Source organism: Pseudohalocynthiibacter sp. F2068, assembly GCF_023015645.1.
Classification (GTDB): domain Bacteria; phylum Pseudomonadota; class Alphaproteobacteria; order Rhodobacterales; family Rhodobacteraceae; genus Pseudohalocynthiibacter; species Pseudohalocynthiibacter aestuariivivens.
Genome location: NZ_JALKAK010000019.1, coordinates 1 through 20,077, shown reverse-complemented (window position 1 = coordinate 20,077; position 20,077 = coordinate 1). Strand labels below are relative to the sequence as shown.

General features: G+C 51.1%; 20 protein-coding genes. 4 read left to right on the top strand and 16 right to left on the bottom strand.

The window, feature by feature from the left end; all coding sequences use genetic code 11:
- Window positions 1–219: 219 nt before the first annotated feature.
- On the bottom strand, window positions 220–690 hold the full coding sequence (locus MWU63_RS17615) for an Lrp/AsnC family transcriptional regulator (protein ID WP_213890857.1): 471 nt from the start codon (window positions 688–690) through the stop codon (window positions 220–222).
- 148 nt (window positions 691–838) lie between these two features.
- Between MWU63_RS17615 and MWU63_RS17610 the strand changes: the two genes are divergently transcribed.
- Window positions 839–3,238, top strand: a complete 2,400-nt coding sequence (locus tag MWU63_RS17610; protein ID WP_213890856.1) for a 1-deoxy-D-xylulose-5-phosphate synthase N-terminal domain-containing protein — start codon at window positions 839–841, stop codon at window positions 3,236–3,238.
- Window positions 3,239–4,001: 763 nt separating this feature from the next.
- Here MWU63_RS17610 and MWU63_RS17605 read toward each other — a convergent pair.
- A complete protein-coding gene (locus MWU63_RS17605) occupies window positions 4,002–5,033 on the bottom strand; it encodes a zinc-binding alcohol dehydrogenase family protein (RefSeq protein ID WP_213890855.1) in 1,032 nt (343 codons plus the stop codon).
- Between the two features lie 329 nt (window positions 5,034–5,362).
- Between MWU63_RS17605 and MWU63_RS17600 the strand changes: the two genes are divergently transcribed.
- Window positions 5,363–6,298, top strand: a complete 936-nt coding sequence (locus MWU63_RS17600) for a LysR substrate-binding domain-containing protein (protein WP_247079030.1) — start codon at window positions 5,363–5,365, stop codon at window positions 6,296–6,298.
- A gap of 276 nt (window positions 6,299–6,574) precedes the next feature.
- Here MWU63_RS17600 and MWU63_RS17595 read toward each other — a convergent pair whose 3' ends face one another.
- The 7 genes from MWU63_RS17595 to MWU63_RS17565 form a co-directional block, all read right to left on the bottom strand.
- Complete coding sequence (locus tag MWU63_RS17595; protein ID WP_213890853.1) at window positions 6,575–7,144, bottom strand: hypothetical protein; 570 nt, start codon at window positions 7,142–7,144, stop codon at window positions 6,575–6,577.
- A 210-nt stretch (window positions 7,145–7,354) separates the two neighbouring features.
- Window positions 7,355–7,693: an NIPSNAP family protein gene (locus tag MWU63_RS17590; RefSeq protein WP_213890852.1), complete on the bottom strand. Its 339-nt coding sequence runs from the start codon at window positions 7,691–7,693 to the stop codon at window positions 7,355–7,357.
- Window positions 7,690–8,193 carry a GFA family protein gene (locus MWU63_RS17585; protein WP_247079027.1) on the bottom strand — a complete coding sequence of 168 codons (504 nt, stop codon included), beginning with the start codon at window positions 8,191–8,193 and terminating at the stop codon, window positions 7,690–7,692. Before MWU63_RS17585 ends, MWU63_RS17590 begins: the two co-directional genes overlap by 4 nt.
- 124 nt (window positions 8,194–8,317) lie before the next feature.
- Complete coding sequence (gloA, locus tag MWU63_RS17580) at window positions 8,318–8,746, bottom strand: lactoylglutathione lyase (RefSeq protein ID WP_213890850.1); 429 nt, start codon at window positions 8,744–8,746, stop codon at window positions 8,318–8,320.
- 77 nt (window positions 8,747–8,823) lie between these two features.
- Entirely contained in the window at window positions 8,824–9,309 is a 486-nt protein-coding gene (locus MWU63_RS17575; RefSeq protein WP_247079025.1) for a hypothetical protein, read from the bottom strand.
- A gap of 127 nt (window positions 9,310–9,436) precedes the next feature.
- Window positions 9,437–9,868, bottom strand: a complete 432-nt coding sequence (locus MWU63_RS17570) for a tautomerase family protein (RefSeq protein WP_213890848.1) — start codon at window positions 9,866–9,868, stop codon at window positions 9,437–9,439.
- 30 nt (window positions 9,869–9,898) lie between these two features.
- Complete coding sequence (locus tag MWU63_RS17565; protein ID WP_247079022.1) at window positions 9,899–10,606, bottom strand: YdhR family protein; 708 nt, start codon at window positions 10,604–10,606, stop codon at window positions 9,899–9,901.
- Window positions 10,607–10,835: 229 nt separating this feature from the next.
- Between MWU63_RS17565 and MWU63_RS17560 the strand changes: the two genes are divergently transcribed.
- Window positions 10,836–11,414, top strand: a complete 579-nt coding sequence (locus tag MWU63_RS17560) for a TetR/AcrR family transcriptional regulator (RefSeq protein WP_213890846.1) — start codon at window positions 10,836–10,838, stop codon at window positions 11,412–11,414.
- 451 nt (window positions 11,415–11,865) lie between these two features.
- Complete coding sequence (locus MWU63_RS17555; protein WP_213890845.1) at window positions 11,866–12,765, top strand: DMT family transporter; 900 nt, start codon at window positions 11,866–11,868, stop codon at window positions 12,763–12,765.
- A gap of 389 nt (window positions 12,766–13,154) precedes the next feature.
- On the opposite strand, the gene MWU63_RS17550 is transcribed toward MWU63_RS17555, so the two are convergent.
- From MWU63_RS17550 to MWU63_RS17520, 7 genes are all read right to left on the bottom strand, one after another.
- Window positions 13,155–14,381 (bottom strand): serine hydrolase, encoded by a 1,227-nt coding sequence (locus MWU63_RS17550; protein WP_213891501.1) that lies wholly within the window; start codon window positions 14,379–14,381, stop codon window positions 13,155–13,157.
- A 72-nt stretch (window positions 14,382–14,453) separates the two neighbouring features.
- The gene (locus tag MWU63_RS17545) at window positions 14,454–15,485 is read right to left on the bottom strand and encodes an extracellular solute-binding protein (RefSeq protein ID WP_213891503.1); all 1,032 of its coding nucleotides are present in this window, start codon (window positions 15,483–15,485) and stop codon (window positions 14,454–14,456) included.
- Between the two features lie 32 nt (window positions 15,486–15,517).
- Entirely contained in the window at window positions 15,518–16,321 is an 804-nt protein-coding gene (locus MWU63_RS17540; RefSeq protein WP_213891504.1) for an ABC transporter permease, read from the bottom strand.
- Entirely contained in the window at window positions 16,314–17,270 is a 957-nt protein-coding gene (locus MWU63_RS17535; protein ID WP_213891506.1) for an ABC transporter permease, read from the bottom strand. Before MWU63_RS17535 ends, MWU63_RS17540 begins: the two co-directional genes overlap by 8 nt.
- Window positions 17,270–18,400, bottom strand: coding sequence for an ABC transporter ATP-binding protein (locus MWU63_RS17530; protein WP_246531878.1), 1,131 nt, complete (start codon window positions 18,398–18,400; stop codon window positions 17,270–17,272). Before MWU63_RS17530 ends, MWU63_RS17535 begins: the two co-directional genes overlap by 1 nt.
- A 105-nt stretch (window positions 18,401–18,505) precedes the next feature.
- Entirely contained in the window at window positions 18,506–19,282 is a 777-nt protein-coding gene (locus MWU63_RS17525) for a helix-turn-helix transcriptional regulator (protein ID WP_213891508.1), read from the bottom strand.
- A gap of 349 nt (window positions 19,283–19,631) precedes the next feature.
- Window positions 19,632–19,865 (bottom strand): hypothetical protein, encoded by a 234-nt coding sequence (locus MWU63_RS17520; protein WP_247079019.1) that lies wholly within the window; start codon window positions 19,863–19,865, stop codon window positions 19,632–19,634.
- Window positions 19,866–20,077: the final 212 nt, after the last annotated feature.

The following is a 20,077-nucleotide window of genomic DNA, read 5'->3' as shown; positions in this document are numbered from 1 at the left end:
CCTTTGTTCTGAAGAATTCAGGTCAGCTTATCTCTAACACGAGCGCCGTCTTAATTCGTGCGAGAACTTTGAACTGAACCGCGCTGTTGCTATGATAGAGTAGTATCCGCTTTGTTCAGCATGGTTTCCGCCATTTGGCGGCGAAACTGAGACTGGATCGAATTCATCTGACACCGCCGCGACAAATAAACGCGAGACCGAGCTGCTCGAAAGCGGGTGTCAAGGAATACGCGCGCCTCCTGATTTTACACGCCGCAGCGGAATAGAGGATTCGATGGAAGCCACGCCCGGCACTTTGGTCAACCGCCCGACCAGGAATTGCTCGAACTCTTTCAGGCCGGTCGTGGCAATGCGCATCAGGTAGTCGCGATTGCCGGTCATCAGCCAACAATCCACCACTTCAGGAAACTTCTGCACGGCGGCCTCAAAACTTGCCAGCGCATCATCGACCTGTTTGTCGAGCTGAACTGAGACAAACACGGATACGCTAAACCCAAGCGCGTCTTCATCAATCAATGAGGAGTATCCGGTGATGATCCCACTTTCTTCCAGCCTTCGGATGCGGCGCGAGGTCGGTGTGGTGCTCAGGCCAATGCGGTCACTCAGATCCTGCACGGAAATGCGCCCGTCAGCGCAGAGTGCTCTGAGTATTTGAACATCAAATGCGTCAACTGTAGCGGAATCGGACATTAAATTTAACTTTCGTGGCGGATAATGGTTTGAATTTCCGAAATAGAACGCGATAAAGCCGGGAAGCTGCAAGGTAAATCGACTAGTCTCTGCGCGAATTTCACCAGACGTTGTTGAGACACGGTGGAGAAAACCCAAAGGACCGACAATGAGTGCCGAAGATAAAACCACCCAACAGCAACACCTTAAGACTATCGAACAGCGGCTTTTGTGGTTGTCTCACTGGATGATCCACAACGCCAACCATATTCGCCCCAAGGTCGACGGAATTAAGGTCGGTGGGCATCAGGCAAGTTCTGCTTCGATGGTGTCAATTATGACAGCACTCTATTTCTCGGCACTGCGGCCAGAGGATCGGGTGGCGGTAAAGCCACACGCATCACCTGTGTTCCACGCAATCCAATATTTGATGGGCAATCAGACTCGCGAAAAAATGAAAAATTTCCGCGGCTACGGCGGTGTGCAGAGTTATCCAAGTCGCACCAAAGACATTGATGACGTGGATTTCTCAACCGGATCCGTCGGCCTTGGTGTCGCCGTCACGTCATTTGCATCCATTATCCAAGACTACATTCAGGCTAAATCATGGGGCAGGGACCAGAAACTTGGCCGTATGATCGCGTTGGTTGGTGACGCTGAACTGGATGAGGGCAACATTTATGAGGCTCTGCAGGAAGGTTGGAAAAACGATCTGCGCAACTGTTGGTGGATCATCGATTACAACCGCCAATCTTTGGACGGGGTTGTGCGTGAAGGGTTGTTCCAGCGAGTTGAACAGATATTTGATGCCTTCGGCTGGGATGTCGTGCGCGTCAAATATGGTCACCTGCAACGCGCAGCTTTTGAGGAACCGGGCGGAGAGAAATTACGCCAGTGGATCGATGAGTGCCCGAACCAGCTTTACTCGGCCCTGACCTATATGGGCGGCGCTATTTGGCGGGAAAGGTTGCTGGATGCATTGGGCGATCAGGGCGACGTAACCGCGCTTTTTGAGCGGCGCAGTGATGAAGAACTGGCTGCATTGATGGAAAACCTTGGCGGTAACTGCGTGTCGACCATGGCAGATATTTTTGCGGCCATTGACCATGATCGACCTGTGTGCTTCCTCGCCTATACGATCAAAGGCTGGGGCACGCCTATCGCTGGTCATAAAGACAACCACGGCGGCCTTATGAACAAGACACAGATGGCCGAGTGGCAGAAGTTCATGGGCGTGGCAGACGGGGAGGAATGGGAAAAATTCGCCACCATTTCAAATCCGAAGGCCTTTGAAGATCGATTGGCCCAAACACCATTCTTTGCAAAAGGCCGCCGCCGGTATCGAGACGATATCATCGATGTGCCTTCAATTGGAATCTCATCGGATCGCGAAATCTCGACCCAGATGGCATTTGGTAAAATCCTTGATGACCTGTCCAAAGGCGACAGCCTGTTGGCCGAACGGATTGTGACAACTTCACCCGATGTGACGGGAACCACAAACCTCGGGCCATGGGTCAATCGCCGCAAGCTGTTCGCACGGTCGCATCAGGTCGATACCTTCAAGGCCGAGAATATCCCCTCCACCGCGAAATGGGAATTCACACCAGACGGCCAGCACATAGAACTTGGCATTGCCGAGATGAACTTGTTCTTGTTGCTGGCCGCTGCGGGCCTGTCGCATTCGGTGTTTGGCAAACGCCTGATCCCGATTGGGACGGTTTACGATCCTTTCGTTTCTCGCGGCCTCGATGCGCTGAACTATGCCTGCTACCAGGATGCGCGGTTCATGATCGTTGGTACTCCGTCTGGTGTTACGCTCGCGCCTGAAGGCGGCGCCCACCAATCCATCGCGTCACCGCTTATCGGCATGTCGCAGGACGGCTTGGCGGCATTTGAGCCAGCCTTTGTAGACGAACTGGCCACCATCATGGAATGGGCCTTTGCCTATCTGCAAAAAGACGGTGAAGGTGATCCGGACGAACGTACATGGTTGCGGGATGAAACGGGTGGTTCTGTCTATTTGCGCCTGACCACCAATCCGATTGAACAGCCGGGTAAGCGAGTGGATGATGATTTTCGCCAAGGTGCAATTGATGGGGCCTACTGGCTACGCAAACCGGGCCCGTCCTGTGAAGTCGTGATCGCCTATCAGGGTGCGGTTGCGCCGGAGGCAATCAAAGCTGCTGGGATGATCGCCGAAGGACGACGTGATGTTGGGGTTCTGGCCGTTACATCCGCAGATCGCCTGAATGCAGGCTGGACAGCGGCGCAACGCGCAAGATCCAATGGCACAGATGGGGCTCAGTCACATATCGAAAAACTGCTAAGCGACCTGCCACGCAACTGTGTTCTCGTGACAGTAATCGACGGTCATCCAGCCACGTTGTCATGGCTTGGTGCAGTTCAAGGACATCAAACCGTCCCACATGGGGTTGAGCATTTTGGGCAAACCGGGACAATCGCGGACCTTTACCGTCATTTCCGTATTGATGCCGCTGCGTTGGTGCGGTCCGTCAGTGAACTGACGCATGGCAGGAAAATCTCTCGCGTTTCGGCAGCGGTCTGATCAAGAGTGCCTTTGAACAAAGTGGTGCAGCTGTTCCGTAGGTTCTGAGCAGGACGGACATTGGATGCATCGGAGCATTCGGCAAATTTGGGCGGATACTGTTGAAACAGTCAATTTTTGAGCATTGGCGAATTTTGTTGAAAAGTTCTTGTCGATCGAAGGCGCTACCGCTGATTCAATTCCCATATTACTTTGGGGAATTTGGTGTCTGAGGTCAGCACTCGTGGGTGGAAACCAAGGGTGGGAGCGCTTCGGGTTGCGGTTTCAACTGGCCAATGCAACACTTTAATCTTTTAGGAAAGATGGAGTGAGCAAACTAAAACAGCTGCTCAGCAGGATATGGTCCGGCGCTCGCTTTTTTGCGTTGCCTCCCCAATTAGCTGAAAAGAGTTGGTCGGAAACGAAGCGAAATGTGATCCCAAAGCTCGGTGGCCTGCGGCATATGATTTTGCCGTCTATACCAACTGTATCCTGCGATACGATAGACATTTCCTCCGGCCTGTTTTGGACGGGGATTTATCAGGTATTCTTAATCAGGGGGCGTTGGGCGACATCTACTAGCCCCACGCCATACGAAATGCAGAGCGCCGCGTGATTTCTGGGCCCCGGACTGGGGGTGACCGCCAGAAGACCCGTGACTTCTTCGACGTTGAGCACCGCAGGCAGCTACGCGGCTCGGTGCGAACGCGCACTGACATTGTGCCTTCTTTGAGCAGGGGCCGCTGAGATCAGCAATAGTATTCGTAATGATCCTTTCCAAAATCTATGGCCCCGTTTGGGTGTTAACACCCGACAGCGTTGCTTTCCCGATCATCCGTCCTGTCTCAACGCGAGCGTGAGCCTTTCTGATGTTTGCAGCTGAAATTTCGCCCATATCTTCGGTTCTAGAGTGCAGGATCGTTCCGGCATCAATCATGCCAGCGACCTGTCGCAAGACGTCAGCCTGGATAGGCATTTTGTCTGTTGAATACAGCGAACGGGTAAACATCAGCTCGTAATTAATGCGCACACTTTTTCCCATGAACAGGTCAAGATCCAGTTTCGCCTTGGTGCTGGCGACCAAACAAATTGCACCTTCGGGAGAGACTATATCAGCCATGACTTCCCAATACGGAATGTTGTTGCTGAGGTTCAAAATCAAAGGAACAGTATCATGGCCCAAGTCGACCAGTTGGTTCTTTATGTTTTTTGAATGGTCGATGACGTGATGCGCGCCCATTTTGAGGCACCAATCTTTGCTCTCTTTGCGCGATGCTGTCGCAATGATTTTGCACTTGGAGAGCTGGCGAGCAAATTGAATGGCCATTGACCCAAGCCCTCCAGCACCGCCAATTATCAGAAGTGCGGTATTCTCGTCTGTTATGCGGTCAATCTCCAGACGGTCAAACAGCGCCTCCCATGCCGCAAGTGTGGTTAGCGGAATGCAGGCGGCCTCCTCTGGTGTCAGGCTCTCAGGTTTTGGACCGACAATACGCTCGTCAACGAGCTGCAGTTCCGCGTAGCAACCTGGACGATTAATCTCACCAGCATACATGACCATGTCGCCTACTTTGTATGTTTTGACGTCATCACCGACGGCCAAAACCTCGCCACAGGCATCCCACCCCAAGATAAGCGGGTCGGCCAACCTGCCGACAATATCGTGCCTTTCTTTGAAATCCACAGGGTTAAGGGAAATTCCGTTAATACGCACAAGTAGATCTTTGCCTTTGGCAACAGGGGTTGCCAGTTCAAAATCAACGAAGCTAGCTTCATCGCTTGTGGGAAGATTTTCAAGGACACCAACAGCTTTCATTTCTTGCTTTCCAATATATGGCCACAACCAACGCGACGTTTAAGTTTGTCTAGCGCAAACCCGGAAATTCTGTTCATTTGAAAAACTAACTGAGGGGTTAGAATTTCTAATGGTATAGGTTATACAAAGTGATTGGTTTATCGGTAGGGAAGTATTGGGTGGGGCCTATGACGACACTGCAATCGTCGCCAAATAATGACTCGTTAAGGTCTGCGATATCGGCAGACCAACATCGGCACGGTTGGTGAACCACCCCCCGCCCTGCTGTTACTGACATTGTGATGCATCGCGAATTCAACAATTATCTTTTTGGTTTAGGAGATTCATAAATGAGAAAACTGCCACCTTTGAATTCACTACGGGTTTTTGATGCTGTGGCGCGGAATGGTAGTCTGTCAAAGGCAGCTTCAGAGCTCTGTGTAAGTCCATCTGCCGTCAGCCAGCAAATCTCTAACCTAGAAAACTGGTTGGGTGTACGGTTGCTGGATCGGTCTTCTAACAAAACCAGTTTAAGCCAGAATGGCCACCAGTTTTCCAAGCAGATAAAAGATACTTTTGATAACCTTGAGGAGGATGTATCGCAGATACATGAGATCAGAAATGATGAGGAAATCAGGCTAAGTGTATTACCGTCTTTGGCGTCCCGATGGCTGATACACCGACTGCCGCAGTTCCGCGCCTTGCATCCGCGCTATCGAGTGATGGTTGAGGCCTCTTTTGATCAGGCAGACTTCAATCAGCGCGAACTGACACTTGCAATAAGATCGGGAACGGGTTTGTACCCCGGATGCCATGCAACAAAGCTATTCGACGAATATGTGGCTCCAGCTTGCAGCCCTGATTATTGGAAAAAACACGCCGTCGCCTTGGAGGACATAGGGAATCGGACGCTTCTTGCAGATCACACTGTCGGGACAGAAAAGACTAATCTGGATTGGGGTACGTGGATGTACCGCGAGAACGTCCAGCCGACTGGTAACCTAGAGCCAAGTCAATTGTTTACAGACAGCAACCTAACAATTCAGGCCGCGATCAATGGTGAAGGGTTCATGCTTGGTAGAAGCGTTTTGATCAACGAGGAAATCGCACGAGGCACTTTGATCACACCTTTCTCAAACAGACAGCTTTCTGATTGGCCATATTTTGTAGTTTACCCTGAAAAGTATCATCCACCACGAACTGCCCTGAAACTAATCGTCAATTGGCTCTGTGAGCAAGCCAACGAAACGCCAGGAAGTATCAGACACAACGTCACGACGGCCTAGAGTTTTCTGAATTCCCTCGCATGGAACGGTCCTGCGGACTGCAGTCATCAAACCTGATCACGGCGGCAGTCCGCTTTGCGACAACAAGCAGCCTTACGTCAAAAGGCACCCCACTACCCTTAACCCAACCTCAGCTCTTCAAGCCTTTTCAAGAATTGCTCCTTCGCATCCTTTGGGACCCATGATTCAATCCGTTTCGTATTCTTGGGTCCCGGTGCCCCCGTTGGCCACGGTTCAGGTGGCGCAAGCATCAGATGGAATCATGTCCACAAAGAATTACTTGGGCGGTACTTTCGCTGCCATCGGTAGCATAACGTGAGCTAGCGGGGTTTCATCCCACGTAACATAGGGACCACCTACAAAGGGGTTGCGCGGAAGGTCCGCAACAACGTCCATGTCAGGAAAAAGTATCATGATATGAGGCCCTTCTTGCCTCCACACTCCGTCATCGTTTGGGTCGGTTGCCATCGGGTTGTCGTTGTTCATCATCGGATCACCGGCCATCATGTACGCAACACCAATAACGTCGGTTGTGAAAGCAGTTCCCGATGCGGCGGCCGCCATCCACTTCATCCAAACAGCATCATTGCACATTGGGTGCTGATCATCTGGGATCAGTCCAACACCTGGCAAACAAATCCACCCATTTGTTCCAGCGCGCAAAATGGTTCCATCGACGTCCATAATCGTGGCGTCGTTCGTGATATCCGATGGGGCTGCGGTGATGGCGCGTGCAATTTTGGCCTCTGCGGTTTCGGCGTTGGAAACTGTGGCAGCGCTTAGCAGCACAACCGATATTATCGCAGTGGTGAAACGCCTTTGAGAGCGGGTTATGGTGTTCAACATGTTGGGATCCTCATTGATATGTTGTCAAATTTGCGTAGGTCGATTTATCGAAGCGGCACGCCAATTCGTGGGGGCGTCATTTTTTGCTGTTTTCCTGCGCCTTTGCTGCGCCGCAGAATGGTCCTGCATAAAAACTGACGCATTGATTTGTGAGCTCGACTGCAATTGATGCAGATACCACAGCTCGCTCCGTGGCCTGTAGAAGCCGCGCTACACTTGCTGATCAAGAACACCTGATAAATCCCCGTCCAGAACAGGCCGGAGGAAATGTCTATCGTATCGCAGGATACAGTTGGTACAGACGGCAAAATCATATGCCGCATTACAGTCTGAATCGGATGCGCTTTCTGTCCGATAGGTTTCGTAAGCAGCCAGAGACGGGAATGAAAAAGCCGCAAACGCTAAATCATTCGGCCCTTCGTGTGGGAGAAAGTATCCATGATGCGTGCCACCAAATCGCTCGACGAGCGGGATCCATGCTTTTGCATAGACCTCAAAGTCCGTGGTTTTGGCAGGGTCAATTTTGTAAGTTACATGACAGGTTATCATGGTTTTTCCAATTTGATTATTGTGCTGTTGTCGGTCGACAGGGAATTTGGACCCATAGGCTCTGATCCCAGAGGTTCTGGGAATGTCGCGTGCGCCGCGACTTGCTCCAGATCCGACGCCCACGCAGGTTGCTCCGAGGCGAATATTCTGACCCGTTCGGCAACGCTAACGGGTCTGTTCAGTGATCCGGCCGGAACGATCATCTTTGTGCCGTTACCATTTGCCCAAGGAACGCCAGACCCGCAGACCCGGCAGAACGACTTGGAGATATCTCGCTCCGGCACCTGGTAATTGACGATATCGCCCACGCCGCCCAGCCAGTCGAACCCCTCAATGCCCACGAACAGGTTCGATGCAAAAGCCGAACCGGTGATCTGGCGGCACTGGTCACAGCTACACAGAAATAGTTTCTCGAACGCGTTGACCACCTCGAATGAAACTGCTCCGCAAAGGCAACCGCCTATGACCCTCCGGAGTGAGGGTGCGTTTTGTGGGGTCATTAGTTTTACCTTTCGTATTGCATCACGCCGCAAGTTTTCGCCAGATACCAGCCGAAACACGACCGCGGGCAGAGCGCTCTGGCGAGATCAGGCGCGGCCAGACGCAAGCCCGCAACTTCGCCTGCTACTTGGCCGCTTCGATCAACTCGATGCTGTATCCATCGGGATCCTCGAGAAACGCGATGACTTCCTTTTCTCCGGTTTCAGAGGGTGCGAATTTCATGGGGCCAGCTGGCCTCGTTACCTTAACTCCCATTTCCGTCAGACGCTGAGAGGCCGCATAGATATCCGGCACTTCAAGCGCGATATGTCCGTAGCCGGTGCCGTGCTGATAGCTGGTTTCGTCCCAGTTCCATGTCAATTCAACCGTCGGGGCCGATGGGCTTTTGCCGTATCCCATAAAGGCGAGTGTGAAACGACCTTCGGGGAATGTCTCGCGCCGGATCTCACGCATACCCAAAGCGTCCTGGTAAAAAGCTATAGAGCGATCAAGATCGCCCACGCGTACCATCGTGTAAAGAATGCATGTGGGAAGGCTGGTTTGTACAGTCATTTGAATTGTCCTTGCGAGCGATAAGGTGCCGACAAGCCGCGACGCGCGGCTTGTCGGCTAAAGAAAGTTACCTTGGCTTATTGGCAGACTTCGCCGCTGTAGCGGACCAGTCCTTCAAGGTTGTTACCGTCCCGCAAGTCAACCAGACCATAGCTGTTGAAAGAACCGTTGGCACCCTTCATCGTGCCGCGTCCAGTACCTTCTTGGATGTCATAGGTGATCTCAATCATGAAACGTCCGGGTTTGCCCGGCACAGCTGTCAAAATTCCAAGATCTTTGGTTTGGAACGCGCCACCATCGGCACGGCCAAAGTAATGTTCCATATCCATTTCGAGGCCTGTGGGCGTTTCGCGCTGACCGGTGATTTTGCCTGCGGCGTTTTGCACGCTGCCGATCAATGTAGCAGAGATGATGATCGGGTTGCCTTCGCCTTCGGCAAAGAAATTAGGGATTGCGACGCCACCGATAGGTGAACAGATGCCGGGATCGGCGGACGCGCTTGAGGTGCCTGAAAGGGAGATACCGGAAGCAAGTGCCAGTGCGACAAGAGATAGTCTAATCATGCTATATTCCTTAGGATTAGTTGGGTTGAGTCGTAAGAGTTTCGTTTGGGTGCAAGCAACCGCGCGTTGGCCCAAATTTCTGGGGCAACAGCCTGTTCTAACTGCGATATTGTAGTTTCTTTGTGTCTTATGCGACCTTGATATCCATCGCGTGTTGGATGTCACCAAGGCGGAAAACCTGTCCTGCCCCAGCCCAGCCGCCGTCAGTCACCTCATAAAGCATGGCCCAGTGGTTGAGCCTGCCTTCGTAGGGGCCGACAATATCATCAACGATACGACCGATTTCAGCGACCAGACTCGTTCTAGTTTCGTCGTTCAATGCTCCCTGCGGCGTCGTCACAGCGATGCGAAATGGGGGTTTTTCCAATGGCGCACCGCCGACATAGAACGTGCCTTGAGGCTTTTCAATGAAATGGGCCCAGACCAAAGACTGTGCGCCTGCGCTTTCCATTGGGGCACCTTCGGCTCTGAGGACGGCATTCGAGAGTTGCGACATCAGCATGTCTTGCTGTGATTTATCCAGATCACCCTGTGGGGCGCCTACTTGAATGAGTGGCACGGATATTTCCTTTTATCTTCTTGGGTTACGTTAGGTGTAATAAGGAGAGTGGAGGCCACGGCTGGCGGCCTCGGCGATGCTTGCGTCGAACACACGCGTGTAGAAGGCCGCATTGAGTTTCGCGGCTGTGTTCGGGAAGTCATCAACCGCGAAAGCACGCGCGTTTTCTACCGTATCGAACGCATCGACCCCGCCGAGCGTATTGGTGTTCAACCCGCTGAGCCAAAGTTTGGAGATCAACCCTTTTTGCTGTTTCAAGACCGGGTTGCGCGCTTGCCACGGGGCTTTTTCAAACGGGACGTTGATTTGCACTTCGGTGTAGACAAAGGCACCGGGGGCCTGCGTTGGGGCAGCCCCGAAATGCGGCGAGCCCATGTCGCGACTTGCATCCGAAACTACGGCGGCGTCAAACACGCGGGTCGTCTGGGCGACGCCGAATGCTTTGGCGGCTGCGGGGAAGAAAGTGGTGCAGTAATGCTGGGCTGCCTCAACGCTATCGAAGCTGTAGATGCCACCGACCGAATTATTTCCTACCCCAGAAAACCACGTTTTGTTCAGGAAACCCGGCTCATTGTCGATCTGGTCGTTGAGATCCTGCCACGGCACGTCTGCGAACGGCACAGAGATTTGCAGCTCGGTGTAAACGAATGCCTCGGGGGTCATTTGGTTTTCTCCATTTTTAGGTGCGGTGCTGGCCATTACCAGTTTGCCGCCGAGCGTGAGGTTGGCCGTTGTCACAGCAGCAACTGTGTCCCCGATTTTTTTTTCGTTGGCTGATCCGTTTCTGGTCCTGCGGCTTTGTCTGGTGCGTCATCTGGCTCTCCTTGGTGACCGCAGCGCCGGGTTCGATCGGTTGCGTCGTGGCGGGATTCAATATATAACGGTCCCTATATTTCTATTATATAACGACCACTATATCGTCAACATAAAAATAACGATCGCTATAAAAAATCTGAAAGGACAGTTGATGGCACAGTTACCAACGAAGAAAGAGCAAACCCGGGCGCGCATTCTGGAAGCTGCAAGCCAAAGCTTCAGAAGTAGTGGTTATGCGGGAACCGGAGTTGACGGTATTGCAAAGGCCGCCGGTGTCACCTCAGGCGCATTTTATGCTCATTTCGGATCGAAGGATGGTGCGTTTGAAGCAGCGCTGGCGGCTGGGATGGACGAGGTGATTGAGAGCATTCCTGATTTTCAAAGAGAGTTTGGACCTAATTGGATTGAGGCCTTTGCCGATTATTATCTGGGTGAGGCGCATCGTAATGATCTTGCCTGCGGATGCGCGATGACAACACTGTCACCCGAAGTTGCACGAGCAGATCCCGATATGCACACGGCTTATGAAGCGAAAATGAACCGAATTGTGAGTCTGATTGCCGATGGTTTGGGCGGGAGCTCAAAAGAGGCCCGGCACGCCCGGGCCTGGGCGATGCTAAGCACCCTGATCGGCGGGCTGACACTTACACGCGCCGTTGCAAACCCCGATATCGCGAACGAGATCGCTGCGGCAGCCCGCACTGCAGCCGTGGCCGCGTCCGAGGCCTAAAATTACTGGCCAAAATTCCGAAAGCTAAGTTTGTTCCCAATCTTCTGTTGGGCTGTGCGCCTTGCCGTTTGCGCTCTCTCGCTCAGCTGAGAAGCGGACATTCGAACACTTTGCAGCATCGGCCATTTGGGGCTCGGAGCGGTCTTTCTCTGCACGATGTACCGATGCCCGGTTTGCTGGAATATCGGATATTGCGGCGGCCAATTAAATCTGTGCCTGGTCGTTATCCAAAAACCACAATGCCTTCAATACTGGTATTGTCTCGTCAAAGCTTTGAAGGGTTTAACGGAAATTGACGGATGTTTGATCTGACGATTCCAGCAACTGAAACACGACTGCAATCAGACAGTGGTTGCTGAAACAAAACTGATACCAATGATACCCGGAATGTTTTGATCCTCGACCTGTGTTCTGACCTAATTTGGGTAGAAATTTTAGCAGGAATGAAACCATGCCCGCACGTTATTGGATATTGATTATCACACTTGGCATCGCATTTGGTGGCTCGTTCTTTTTTAATGCCATATTGCTGAAAGAGTTAGGGCCTATGACGATATCCATGGGGCGGGTGTTTCTAGGCGCCCTGGGATGTTGGGTTTGGGTCTCTGCGAAAGGCAAGAACCCTTTCGTAAGCTGGGCAGTGCTTTGTCAATTGATGATCTTGGGGCTGTTTCAATATGCGGCCCCATTTGCCTTGTTGCCGTTGGCGCAGAAATATGTTTCCAGCGGCATGGCAGGCACCGTAAACGGAATGACACCTGTGATGGTCGTGTTGGTTTCACATTTCTGGGTTGGCGGCGAGAAGATATCCCCGGCCAAATCAGTCGGTGTTGTCATTGGATTTTCAGGTATCGTAATTTTGGCGTGGCCTGCATTGCAGGCAAGTGGGTCTGAATTCTGGGCGATACTGGTCGCATTTCTTGCGCCCGTCAGCTATTCAGTCGCGCTGAATTACGTGCGCCGTTTGCGCGGCATTGATCCGACGGTTATGACAGCCTGGGCACTATCCTGTGCCACTATCCTGCTTGTGCCAACCGCTCTGGCCATCGAGGGAGTGCCGGTCATAACCAAAATCGAAACTTGGGTTTCCTTAGCTATCCTTGGGTTTGTTATGACAAGCATTTGCTTTATCGCAATATTCTGGCTGTTGCCTAAAACAGGGGCAACCACAGTATCCACAGTAACATTCATCGCGCCTATTTCCGCAGTGATGTTAGGGATAGCATTTCTCGGTGAAACGCTGACGCAATCGCATGTTGCTGGTATGGGAGTTATTCTGACTGGGCTACTAATGATTGACGGGCGTTTCGTAAAACTGCTCGCCACGCCAAGAAGTCCTAACTCAGCATAGAACCGAGACACGAGTGGCGCTCCCGTTAATACTAAGTAGCAATCACTTTCGAGAGTCGCAACAGACCTAGAAAACGTAACGGATGTTCACTTTTCGAGTTCTTGCTAAGCTGAGAGGCTGGCGAAGGACATTGCATAGCATGGCTTAATGACCGCCTCGGGCTCGAACCAGCCATTCGGTGCGCTTGATACGGATGTCTCCTTTGAACCAGAAGCAGACCGTGTCCATCTCTCTGAGTGCGTTTTCACCCCGTTTTGTCACCCAATCCGAGTGACCGAGAGGTGACCCGGGACCTCTTGTAAAAGAGTGACCGGATACTTCAAAGGTATTGGAGTACCGTGCAACCCATTGAGAATGTTATGTAACATGTACTCGGAATTTGGTGGAGCCTAGACCGGTGAATTTATTAAGTTCCTGATTGCGTCGATTGCCAGAAAAGTATCGATAGTATATTCGGGGATCACGTAGTCAGGCCAGCTGGAAAGCTTGACGACCAAGTAGTCATTTTCCCGATCCACATAGATCATCTGACCGAACACTCCTCGTGCAGCGATGTCGCCACGATCAACATCTCGTATCCACCATTTGTTCTTGTACGCACCATTCGGGGTTACATTGATATAAGGAGCGTGGAATTTCTCGGCGTCGCCCTTCTGGCAATCTTTAACCCACGATAGCGGAACAATGTCGGGTGCTCCTGTCTTTCCGGAATCAAGGATTAAACGGCCAAAACGAGCATAATCTCGTAAAGTGGCGTTGAACCCACCGTCTGCCAGCGCAGTGCCGTGTCGGTCGACGGTGAAAAACCCATCTCGCTCCGCCCCCATAGACTGCCAGATCAACCGACTAACCAAGTTCGGTAAGCTTTCACCACTTACACGTTCCAGTACCCATGCGATAACGTCTGTTTCGATAGAGCGATAATCAAAAACTTCGCCGTGTTCCCTGACTTTGGGAAGGGTCAGGATGATGTCGCGGATGGATTCATATTTGCTGCCGGCTAAGGCCGGTCTCCAGCCACAGGCAACGTCAACACGAGTCATATCTGAATGAGGCAAACCATAGTCTTCGGTGAACTGAACGCCTGCCTGCATAGAAAGCACATGGTCTAGCGTTGCGTCACCGTAACCGCAGACCGCGAGTTCGGGGACATATGTTTTCAGTAACGCATGACGCTCAAGTGTCCCGTTTTCCAACAGTATTCCTGCAACGGCACCTACGATTGTTTTGGCGACTGATTGAGATAGGTGGGGCGTTTCAGGGTGCATGTCGTTGGCGTAATGCTCAAATATCAGCTTTCCCTTGGCGTAGACAAGCATTCCATCTGTGTAGGTCTCTTCGAGAAAGCTATCGAAACCTTTTTCATTCCCCGCAAAATTGGTGAATTTCATATTGGATAGGTCGATGAGAGATTTTTCAAATTCCGAAGCCTCCTGAAGTCCGCGTCGAACTTCGACTGTTGGAAACAGGCTGCGGATGTTTAGAAACGTCCAGCGATTGAACGGCGCAAGATCCCAGTTTTCAAGCGAAGGGCGTTTCTCCGGAGGTGGTGGAAACCCTTGCATGATGCCGAGTTCGCGGGCGGTTTTGGGACGGATGATGTTTCCGTTATTCATACCGACTGTCCGTTACAATGGAATAGCTAGAAGGAAAGGAGGCGCCTTAAGGCACCTCCTTGTGGCAACATCTTACTGCTTCAGGCGCGTCCAGATCACATTGTAGAAATCAACAACACTCTGATCACAGGGTGGTACGAAATCTGGAGCTGGTGCATCTGCCGGCATAACAATCTCAGGGGCTTCGGTCATTTCCGGGTCCATGAACGGTTCCGATCCCATAATGCCGTTGGCATAGCGCGCGAAATTTGAGATCAGTGCTGCGTTTTCCGGATCCATGATATAGTTCACGAAAAGCTTAGCGTTCTCGAGGTTCGGTGCGTCCTTCAGAACCGCAACATTATCCATCCAGCCTGTGAAGCCTTCTTTCGGATATGCGTAGACCAGGGTTGGCCGCTGCGCGCGCGCGCGCATGGACGCGCCGTTCCAGTTTTGTGAAAGGTCCACGTCGCCCGATGTCAGTTTTTCGATGGTCGAGTAATCCATTGTGCGCCAGTGGGTCTTCGCTTCGAGAAGAAGCGCCGTCAGTTCCCTCAATTCATCTTCGTTTGAGTTGCAGCGTGGATAACCCAGATAACGTAGTCCAGCGTTGATCACGTCATTCATGTCATTCAACATATTGATGCGGCCTTGCAGTTCTGCGGGTGGGTCAAAGATCAAGCCCAATGTGTTGATGTCGCCGCTGTAAACCTCGCTGTCGACAACAAACGAGGTGGTGCCCCATTGGTAGGGGACGGAGTACTCCCGGCCCGGATCCCAGTAAACATCAACCCATTTTGGATCCACGTTCCCAAAGTTTTCCATTGTGTTCGCGTCGATGTCTTCAAGCAGGCCCTGCTCAATCATGATCGCAATCATGTAATCACCAGGGACAACAATATCGTAACCCGTATTGCCCTGCTGGACTTTGGCCAGCATGGTTTCATTCGAGTCATATCCGTCTAGTGTGACCGCAATGTCGAACTCTTGTTCAAACTTTTCTATGAGTTCGGGGCTGGTGTAGTTGCCCCAGTTGTAGATATGCAATTCGCCTTCTGCAACGGCACCGCTGCTGCAAAGTGCGACACCACATGCGGCGCTAAAGCCTAGTAGTTTATGTTTCATTTTACTCTCCCGTTGTTAAGTTTTTATGGTCGTTATTTCTTTGTCTTTCTCTGGAAGAGAAAGAAGACTGCGACGAGCAAGATTGAGACCGCCAAAAGGATTGTGGAAACTGCGTTGATTTCCGGTGTGATGCCGCGCCGGATCGCGCCTAGAATAAAAATTGGAAGTGTCGTTTCACCGGGGCCGGCGACCATTAAGGTGATGATCACATCATCCAGCGACACGACAAAGGCCAACATCGCACCCGAAACGACCCCCGGTATCAAAAGGGGGAAGGTCACTTCCCAAAAAACCCTGATCGGCGAGGCATAGAGATCGGCCGCCGCCTGTTCCAGAGTCAGTGTCATATCCTCGAGCCGCGCGCGGATCGGCATGTAGGCAAAGGGAACGCAGAACACGGTATGCGCCAGCATCAGATACCCGATACCGGTCACCCCAGTGATCTGCTTTATCAGCGCAAACAACGATAGCGATGCAATGGCGGTTACAATTTCAGGGATCATCAGCGGCTGATTGATAATCGCATACGCCAGATTCATACCGCGATAGGGTCGGGTTCTCGTTGTGGCAAGCGCGGCCATTGTGGCGAAAATTGTGCCGAAAACGGATGCGACAAGTGCCAGTTTTAGTGAGGTAACCGCTGCAGCACGTATACCGTCATTTGCGAATGCTTCTGTGTACCACCGAAAGCTGAACTCGGTCCACTTCACGACTGAGCGGTTGTCGTTGAACGAAAATAAGACCAGCATAAGGATCGGGGCATAAAGCATGAAAATGCAAAACCAGGCGATCTGCGAAAAGCCGGGCTGTCGGCGAAGGTCATAGCGTTTAGCCATGGCTGTGGCCCTCCTTCGCAGAGTGGCGCACGTACAGCAGCAATGCGACCATCACCACAGCCATAAGGATAAGCGCTGCGGCAGAGCCAAATGGCCAGTTGCGCGATGACCCAAACTGAATCGCGATCAGATTTCCGATCATCAGCTTTTTACCGCCACCCAAAAGTTCGGGCGTGATATACGCACCAAGGCCTGGAATGAAGACAAGAATACAGCCTGCAACAATTCCCGGTTTTGCCAGTGGCAGGATCACGTTAGTTAAAACGCGAAAACGGCTGGCATATAAATCGTAAGCAGCTTCGATCAGGCGAAGATCCAACTTTTCAAGACTTGCATAAAGCGGGAGTACCATGAATGGCAGATAGCTATAGATCAGTCCGATAAAGACTGCGGTGTCTGTATAGAGAATTTCAATAGGTGCTTCGGTGATACCGAGCGACATTAGACCTGTGTTTATTACACCCTGATCGCGAATGATCAGCAACATGGCGTAGGTGCGTATCAGAAGGTTTGTCCAGAAGGGCAAGGTGATCAGAAATAACCAGAAGTTTCGTTGATCTGCTGGTTTTGAGGCTATGAAATAGGCGGTTGGAAAACCCAGTATCAATGCACCTATCGTAGCCCCCAGAGACAAGCCGATGGAACGGCTGAAGATCGACAGATAGGACCAGTTGACTGATAAAGTATCGTCAAAAATATCGCGTTGGGCGATGAACTGGATGTAAGCGTCCAGTGAGAAAACCCATTCAACACCACCGAATGACCCCGGTTTCAGGAATGAATACACGAGTGTTATTGACAATGGCATCAAGCCAAAGAGGCCGATCAAAATTAACGCAGGCGATAACAGTATCCATCGCGCCCTTGTTTTCCGCTGCGCATCTACGCGGCGTGCGTGCGCCAATGTTTCGGATGCACTGAGGCTGATATCTTGGTCAGTACTGGCCATCAGTTCCTCAATACTTTTGCGGCCGAGTCGGCAAAATTAACTGATACTGCATCTCCCAGTGAAAGCCCGGTTTCGCTGCCCTGTGTTTGAACAACAAAATCCACCCCGTCAGAGAGCGACACATGAATGTTTGTCCCTGACCCAAAAAAAACGATGTTGTTGACGACACCAGAAAGGGCGCCGGTGCCTGATTTGGCAAGAGTTGCTTTTTCTGGACGTACCGCTACGAACAGGCTGTCTGACTGTATTCCATCGTCGGGTAAATGAACTTCTGAACCACCTGCGATCATGACCACAAGCTTTCCATTCTGTCTGTGCTTCACTTGTCCAGGCAATACATTGATGTCACCAATGAAGTCAGCAACGAAACGATGCTCGGGCGCGTTGTAAATTTCTTTGGGTTGTCCGACTTGTAAAACACGCCCCGCGCTCATTACAGCGATACGATCAGACATGGTCAGCGCTTCTTCTTGGTCATGCGTGACAAAAACAAACGTGATCCCGGTCTGGTCCTGAAGGCGTTTCAGTTCTATCTGCATTTCCTTGCGCAGCTTCAGATCAAGCGCTGCCAGCGGTTCATCCAATAGCAACACCCTTGGTGCTGGCGCGAGCGCGCGTGCTAGTGCAACCCTCTGTTGCTGGCCACCTGACAATTGATCCGGTTGTCGGTTTGCCAGATCAGACAGGCGGACCATATCAAGCATCTTTTCTACTGCATTTGTAATCTTGGCTTTGTCCCAACCAAGCATTCGCAGCCCAAAGCCGATGTTGTCCGCGACCGATATATGGGGAAACAGGGCGTAACTTTGAAACACTGTGTTGACCGGGCGCATGTGTGGAGGAAGATGCTCTATCCCCTCACCATGCAGCAAAACCGTGCCTGAATCCGGCAATTCAAATCCGGCGATCAGGCGCAGCAACGTTGTCTTTCCACAACCAGATGGGCCAAGTAGTGTGAAGAACTCGTTTTGCTGGATATCAATTGAAACATCATCCAGCGCCGTGATCTGATTGCTGCTGTGACCGAATGTCTTAACTAACCCCTGAACTGAAATTGCGGGGACTTCGTCCGCGTCGTTCTTCGCCAAAACCGTGGGTTTCAACTGGTTCATGTTTTGGGTTACTGGCAAGCCTAACTCTCCTTAGCGAGCCTGGTCTTTGCCAGACTCTTGCTGTGTTCATGCTAGGAGAGTAATCAAAGTTTGGTAAATACCCCCGAAGGGATAGGTGCCAAGTTACTCAAAAACGCTTTCAAAAAAAGCGTGGAAAAGCTCCGCTTGTGACGAAATATTCAACTTACGATAAAGGTTTTTGCGGTGGATTTTGGTTGTTCCAATTGTTGTACCTGTCTGGGCGGCTATCGAATGTGAAGAATGGCCTTTTAGTATGAGCCCAGCGATCTCGCTTTCTCTTGGCGTTAGCCATTTCTCGCCGAAGTTCAGCATAGCTTCATCGACATCGCGCCCCACAGTTTGAGATGAGCCGCCATGCCGGAATCCATCGAAGTGTCGACGACTGAGCGCCTCAATCACGGGGAGGATTTCGCGAAATTTCTTGGTTTCTGCTTTCGAGAAACGTTTTTCATGCGTATGCCGACCCAATGAATAGAAAAGTGTATTTTTTTCTGAAATCTGCACGAACAATCCTATTTCATCTTTTAATTTCAAACCTTTATAGTATCTTTCATAATACGTTGAACTTTGAAACCGGTCAGGTGAAATCTCCACAAGTCTGTGAACTTTGGTTCCCGGCGACTTTAGGTTTGAATTAAAAAAGGGATCAAGCAGATAGTTCCGTTCAATATAGGTATCAACGACATCAAGCCGCCGCTCGCTCCGAACGTTATCGTATATGTGAGTGGGCTGCTTTTTACCTTCCAACTCAGTGACGAAAATGCCTATAAAGCCGACAATTGATTGTAGATACTCAGTCACCCTTGTAAAGAAATCCTCGGTGCCCACCGCAGAGATTGTTGCCGCCAAACTGTCATTTGTGCATCTTCTAATGTTCATAGAATACAGATTGTCTTTGTTGTGTTTTGAAAACCAATCTACGCAAAATGTTGCTGCAATGCCAATGCAGAGACACGATAGCAGAAAAAAAGGGGAGGTAATTCTGTTGCGTTGTAATCTTGTGGCTGCTGTGAAAACGCGAGTTAAACTAAGTGCTGGATATTCGCAGGTTAACTTTTTGGAAGATTGAGGTTTATCCAAGCTTAGCCTGAATTCGCTAACATCGGTGTTTTTGTGAGATCGAGTATCGAACGATCGGGCGCCATTTCAGACGATTGTAGCTCGCCAAAATTTTTTTCAGTGTGTGACAAAGAAAGTTGCAGCAGCGTGGGTTTGAGAATACCCCCACCTAACCCTCTTCAGCGATATCGAGCAGTAGACCATAAACATGATCTGCTTGTTCGGTAAGTTCTTCTCTCGACAATAGATCATCAGGTTTCAGTTCCAAAATGTACGGGTTCCGAGAATTACCCGGTGACACACCACCCAGTGGCCCAACGATTGGTTCACAGCTGAGGTCGACCATTTGAACATAAAAGTCTGAGAAGTCGCCCTGTACGTAGTTGTGATGGATCAAGGACATTACTATTGCTGGCACGTGGCCCGTCAAACGTTCACGTCGAGGATATACCCATCTGAAAATACCGCGATCCCCATCAACGAAATAGTGCTCAACACCCATTGGGATTGTGCGATCCAGATGTCTAGCCCCCAATTTCAGTACCAGTAATTTTCGTTTTCTCTAATAAGGTTTCAAGCACTGGCGGGCGCATGTTCAATGCGTGATGTGGTCTT

Excerpts from the sequence above, each read along its gene's own strand:
- MWU63_RS17545 (WP_213891503.1), bottom strand. The coding sequence starts at position 15,485 with ATGAAACATAAACTACTAGGCTTTAGCGCCGCATGTGGTGTCGCACTT.
- MWU63_RS17575 (WP_247079025.1), bottom strand. The coding sequence starts at position 9,309 with ATGATTAGACTATCTCTTGTCGCACTGGCACTTGCTTCCGGTATCTCC.
- MWU63_RS17540 (WP_213891504.1), bottom strand. The coding sequence starts at position 16,321 with ATGGCTAAACGCTATGACCTTCGCCGACAGCCCGGCTTTTCGCAGATC.
- MWU63_RS17610 (WP_213890856.1), top strand. The coding sequence starts at position 839 with ATGAGTGCCGAAGATAAAACCACCCAACAGCAACACCTTAAGACTATC.
- MWU63_RS17605 (WP_213890855.1), bottom strand. The coding sequence starts at position 5,033 with ATGAAAGCTGTTGGTGTCCTTGAAAATCTTCCCACAAGCGATGAAGCT.
- MWU63_RS17595 (WP_213890853.1), bottom strand. The coding sequence starts at position 7,144 with ATGTTGAACACCATAACCCGCTCTCAAAGGCGTTTCACCACTGCGATA.
- MWU63_RS17525 (WP_213891508.1), bottom strand. The coding sequence starts at position 19,282 with ATGAACATTAGAAGATGCACAAATGACAGTTTGGCGGCAACAATCTCT.
- MWU63_RS17535 (WP_213891506.1), bottom strand. The coding sequence starts at position 17,270 with ATGGCCAGTACTGACCAAGATATCAGCCTCAGTGCATCCGAAACATTG.
- MWU63_RS17550 (WP_213891501.1), bottom strand. The coding sequence starts at position 14,381 with ATGAATAACGGAAACATCATCCGTCCCAAAACCGCCCGCGAACTCGGC.
- MWU63_RS17585 (WP_247079027.1), bottom strand. The coding sequence starts at position 8,193 with ATGACCCCACAAAACGCACCCTCACTCCGGAGGGTCATAGGCGGTTGC.
- MWU63_RS17560 (WP_213890846.1), top strand. The coding sequence starts at position 10,836 with ATGGCACAGTTACCAACGAAGAAAGAGCAAACCCGGGCGCGCATTCTG.
- MWU63_RS17520 (WP_247079019.1), bottom strand. The coding sequence starts at position 19,865 with ATGTCCTTGATCCATCACAACTACGTACAGGGCGACTTCTCAGACTTT.
- gloA (WP_213890850.1), bottom strand. The coding sequence starts at position 8,746 with ATGACTGTACAAACCAGCCTTCCCACATGCATTCTTTACACGATGGTA.
- MWU63_RS17600 (WP_247079030.1), top strand. The coding sequence starts at position 5,363 with ATGAGAAAACTGCCACCTTTGAATTCACTACGGGTTTTTGATGCTGTG.
- MWU63_RS17615 (WP_213890857.1), bottom strand. The coding sequence starts at position 690 with ATGTCCGATTCCGCTACAGTTGACGCATTTGATGTTCAAATACTCAGA.
- MWU63_RS17555 (WP_213890845.1), top strand. The coding sequence starts at position 11,866 with ATGCCCGCACGTTATTGGATATTGATTATCACACTTGGCATCGCATTT.
- MWU63_RS17590 (WP_213890852.1), bottom strand. The coding sequence starts at position 7,693 with ATGATAACCTGTCATGTAACTTACAAAATTGACCCTGCCAAAACCACG.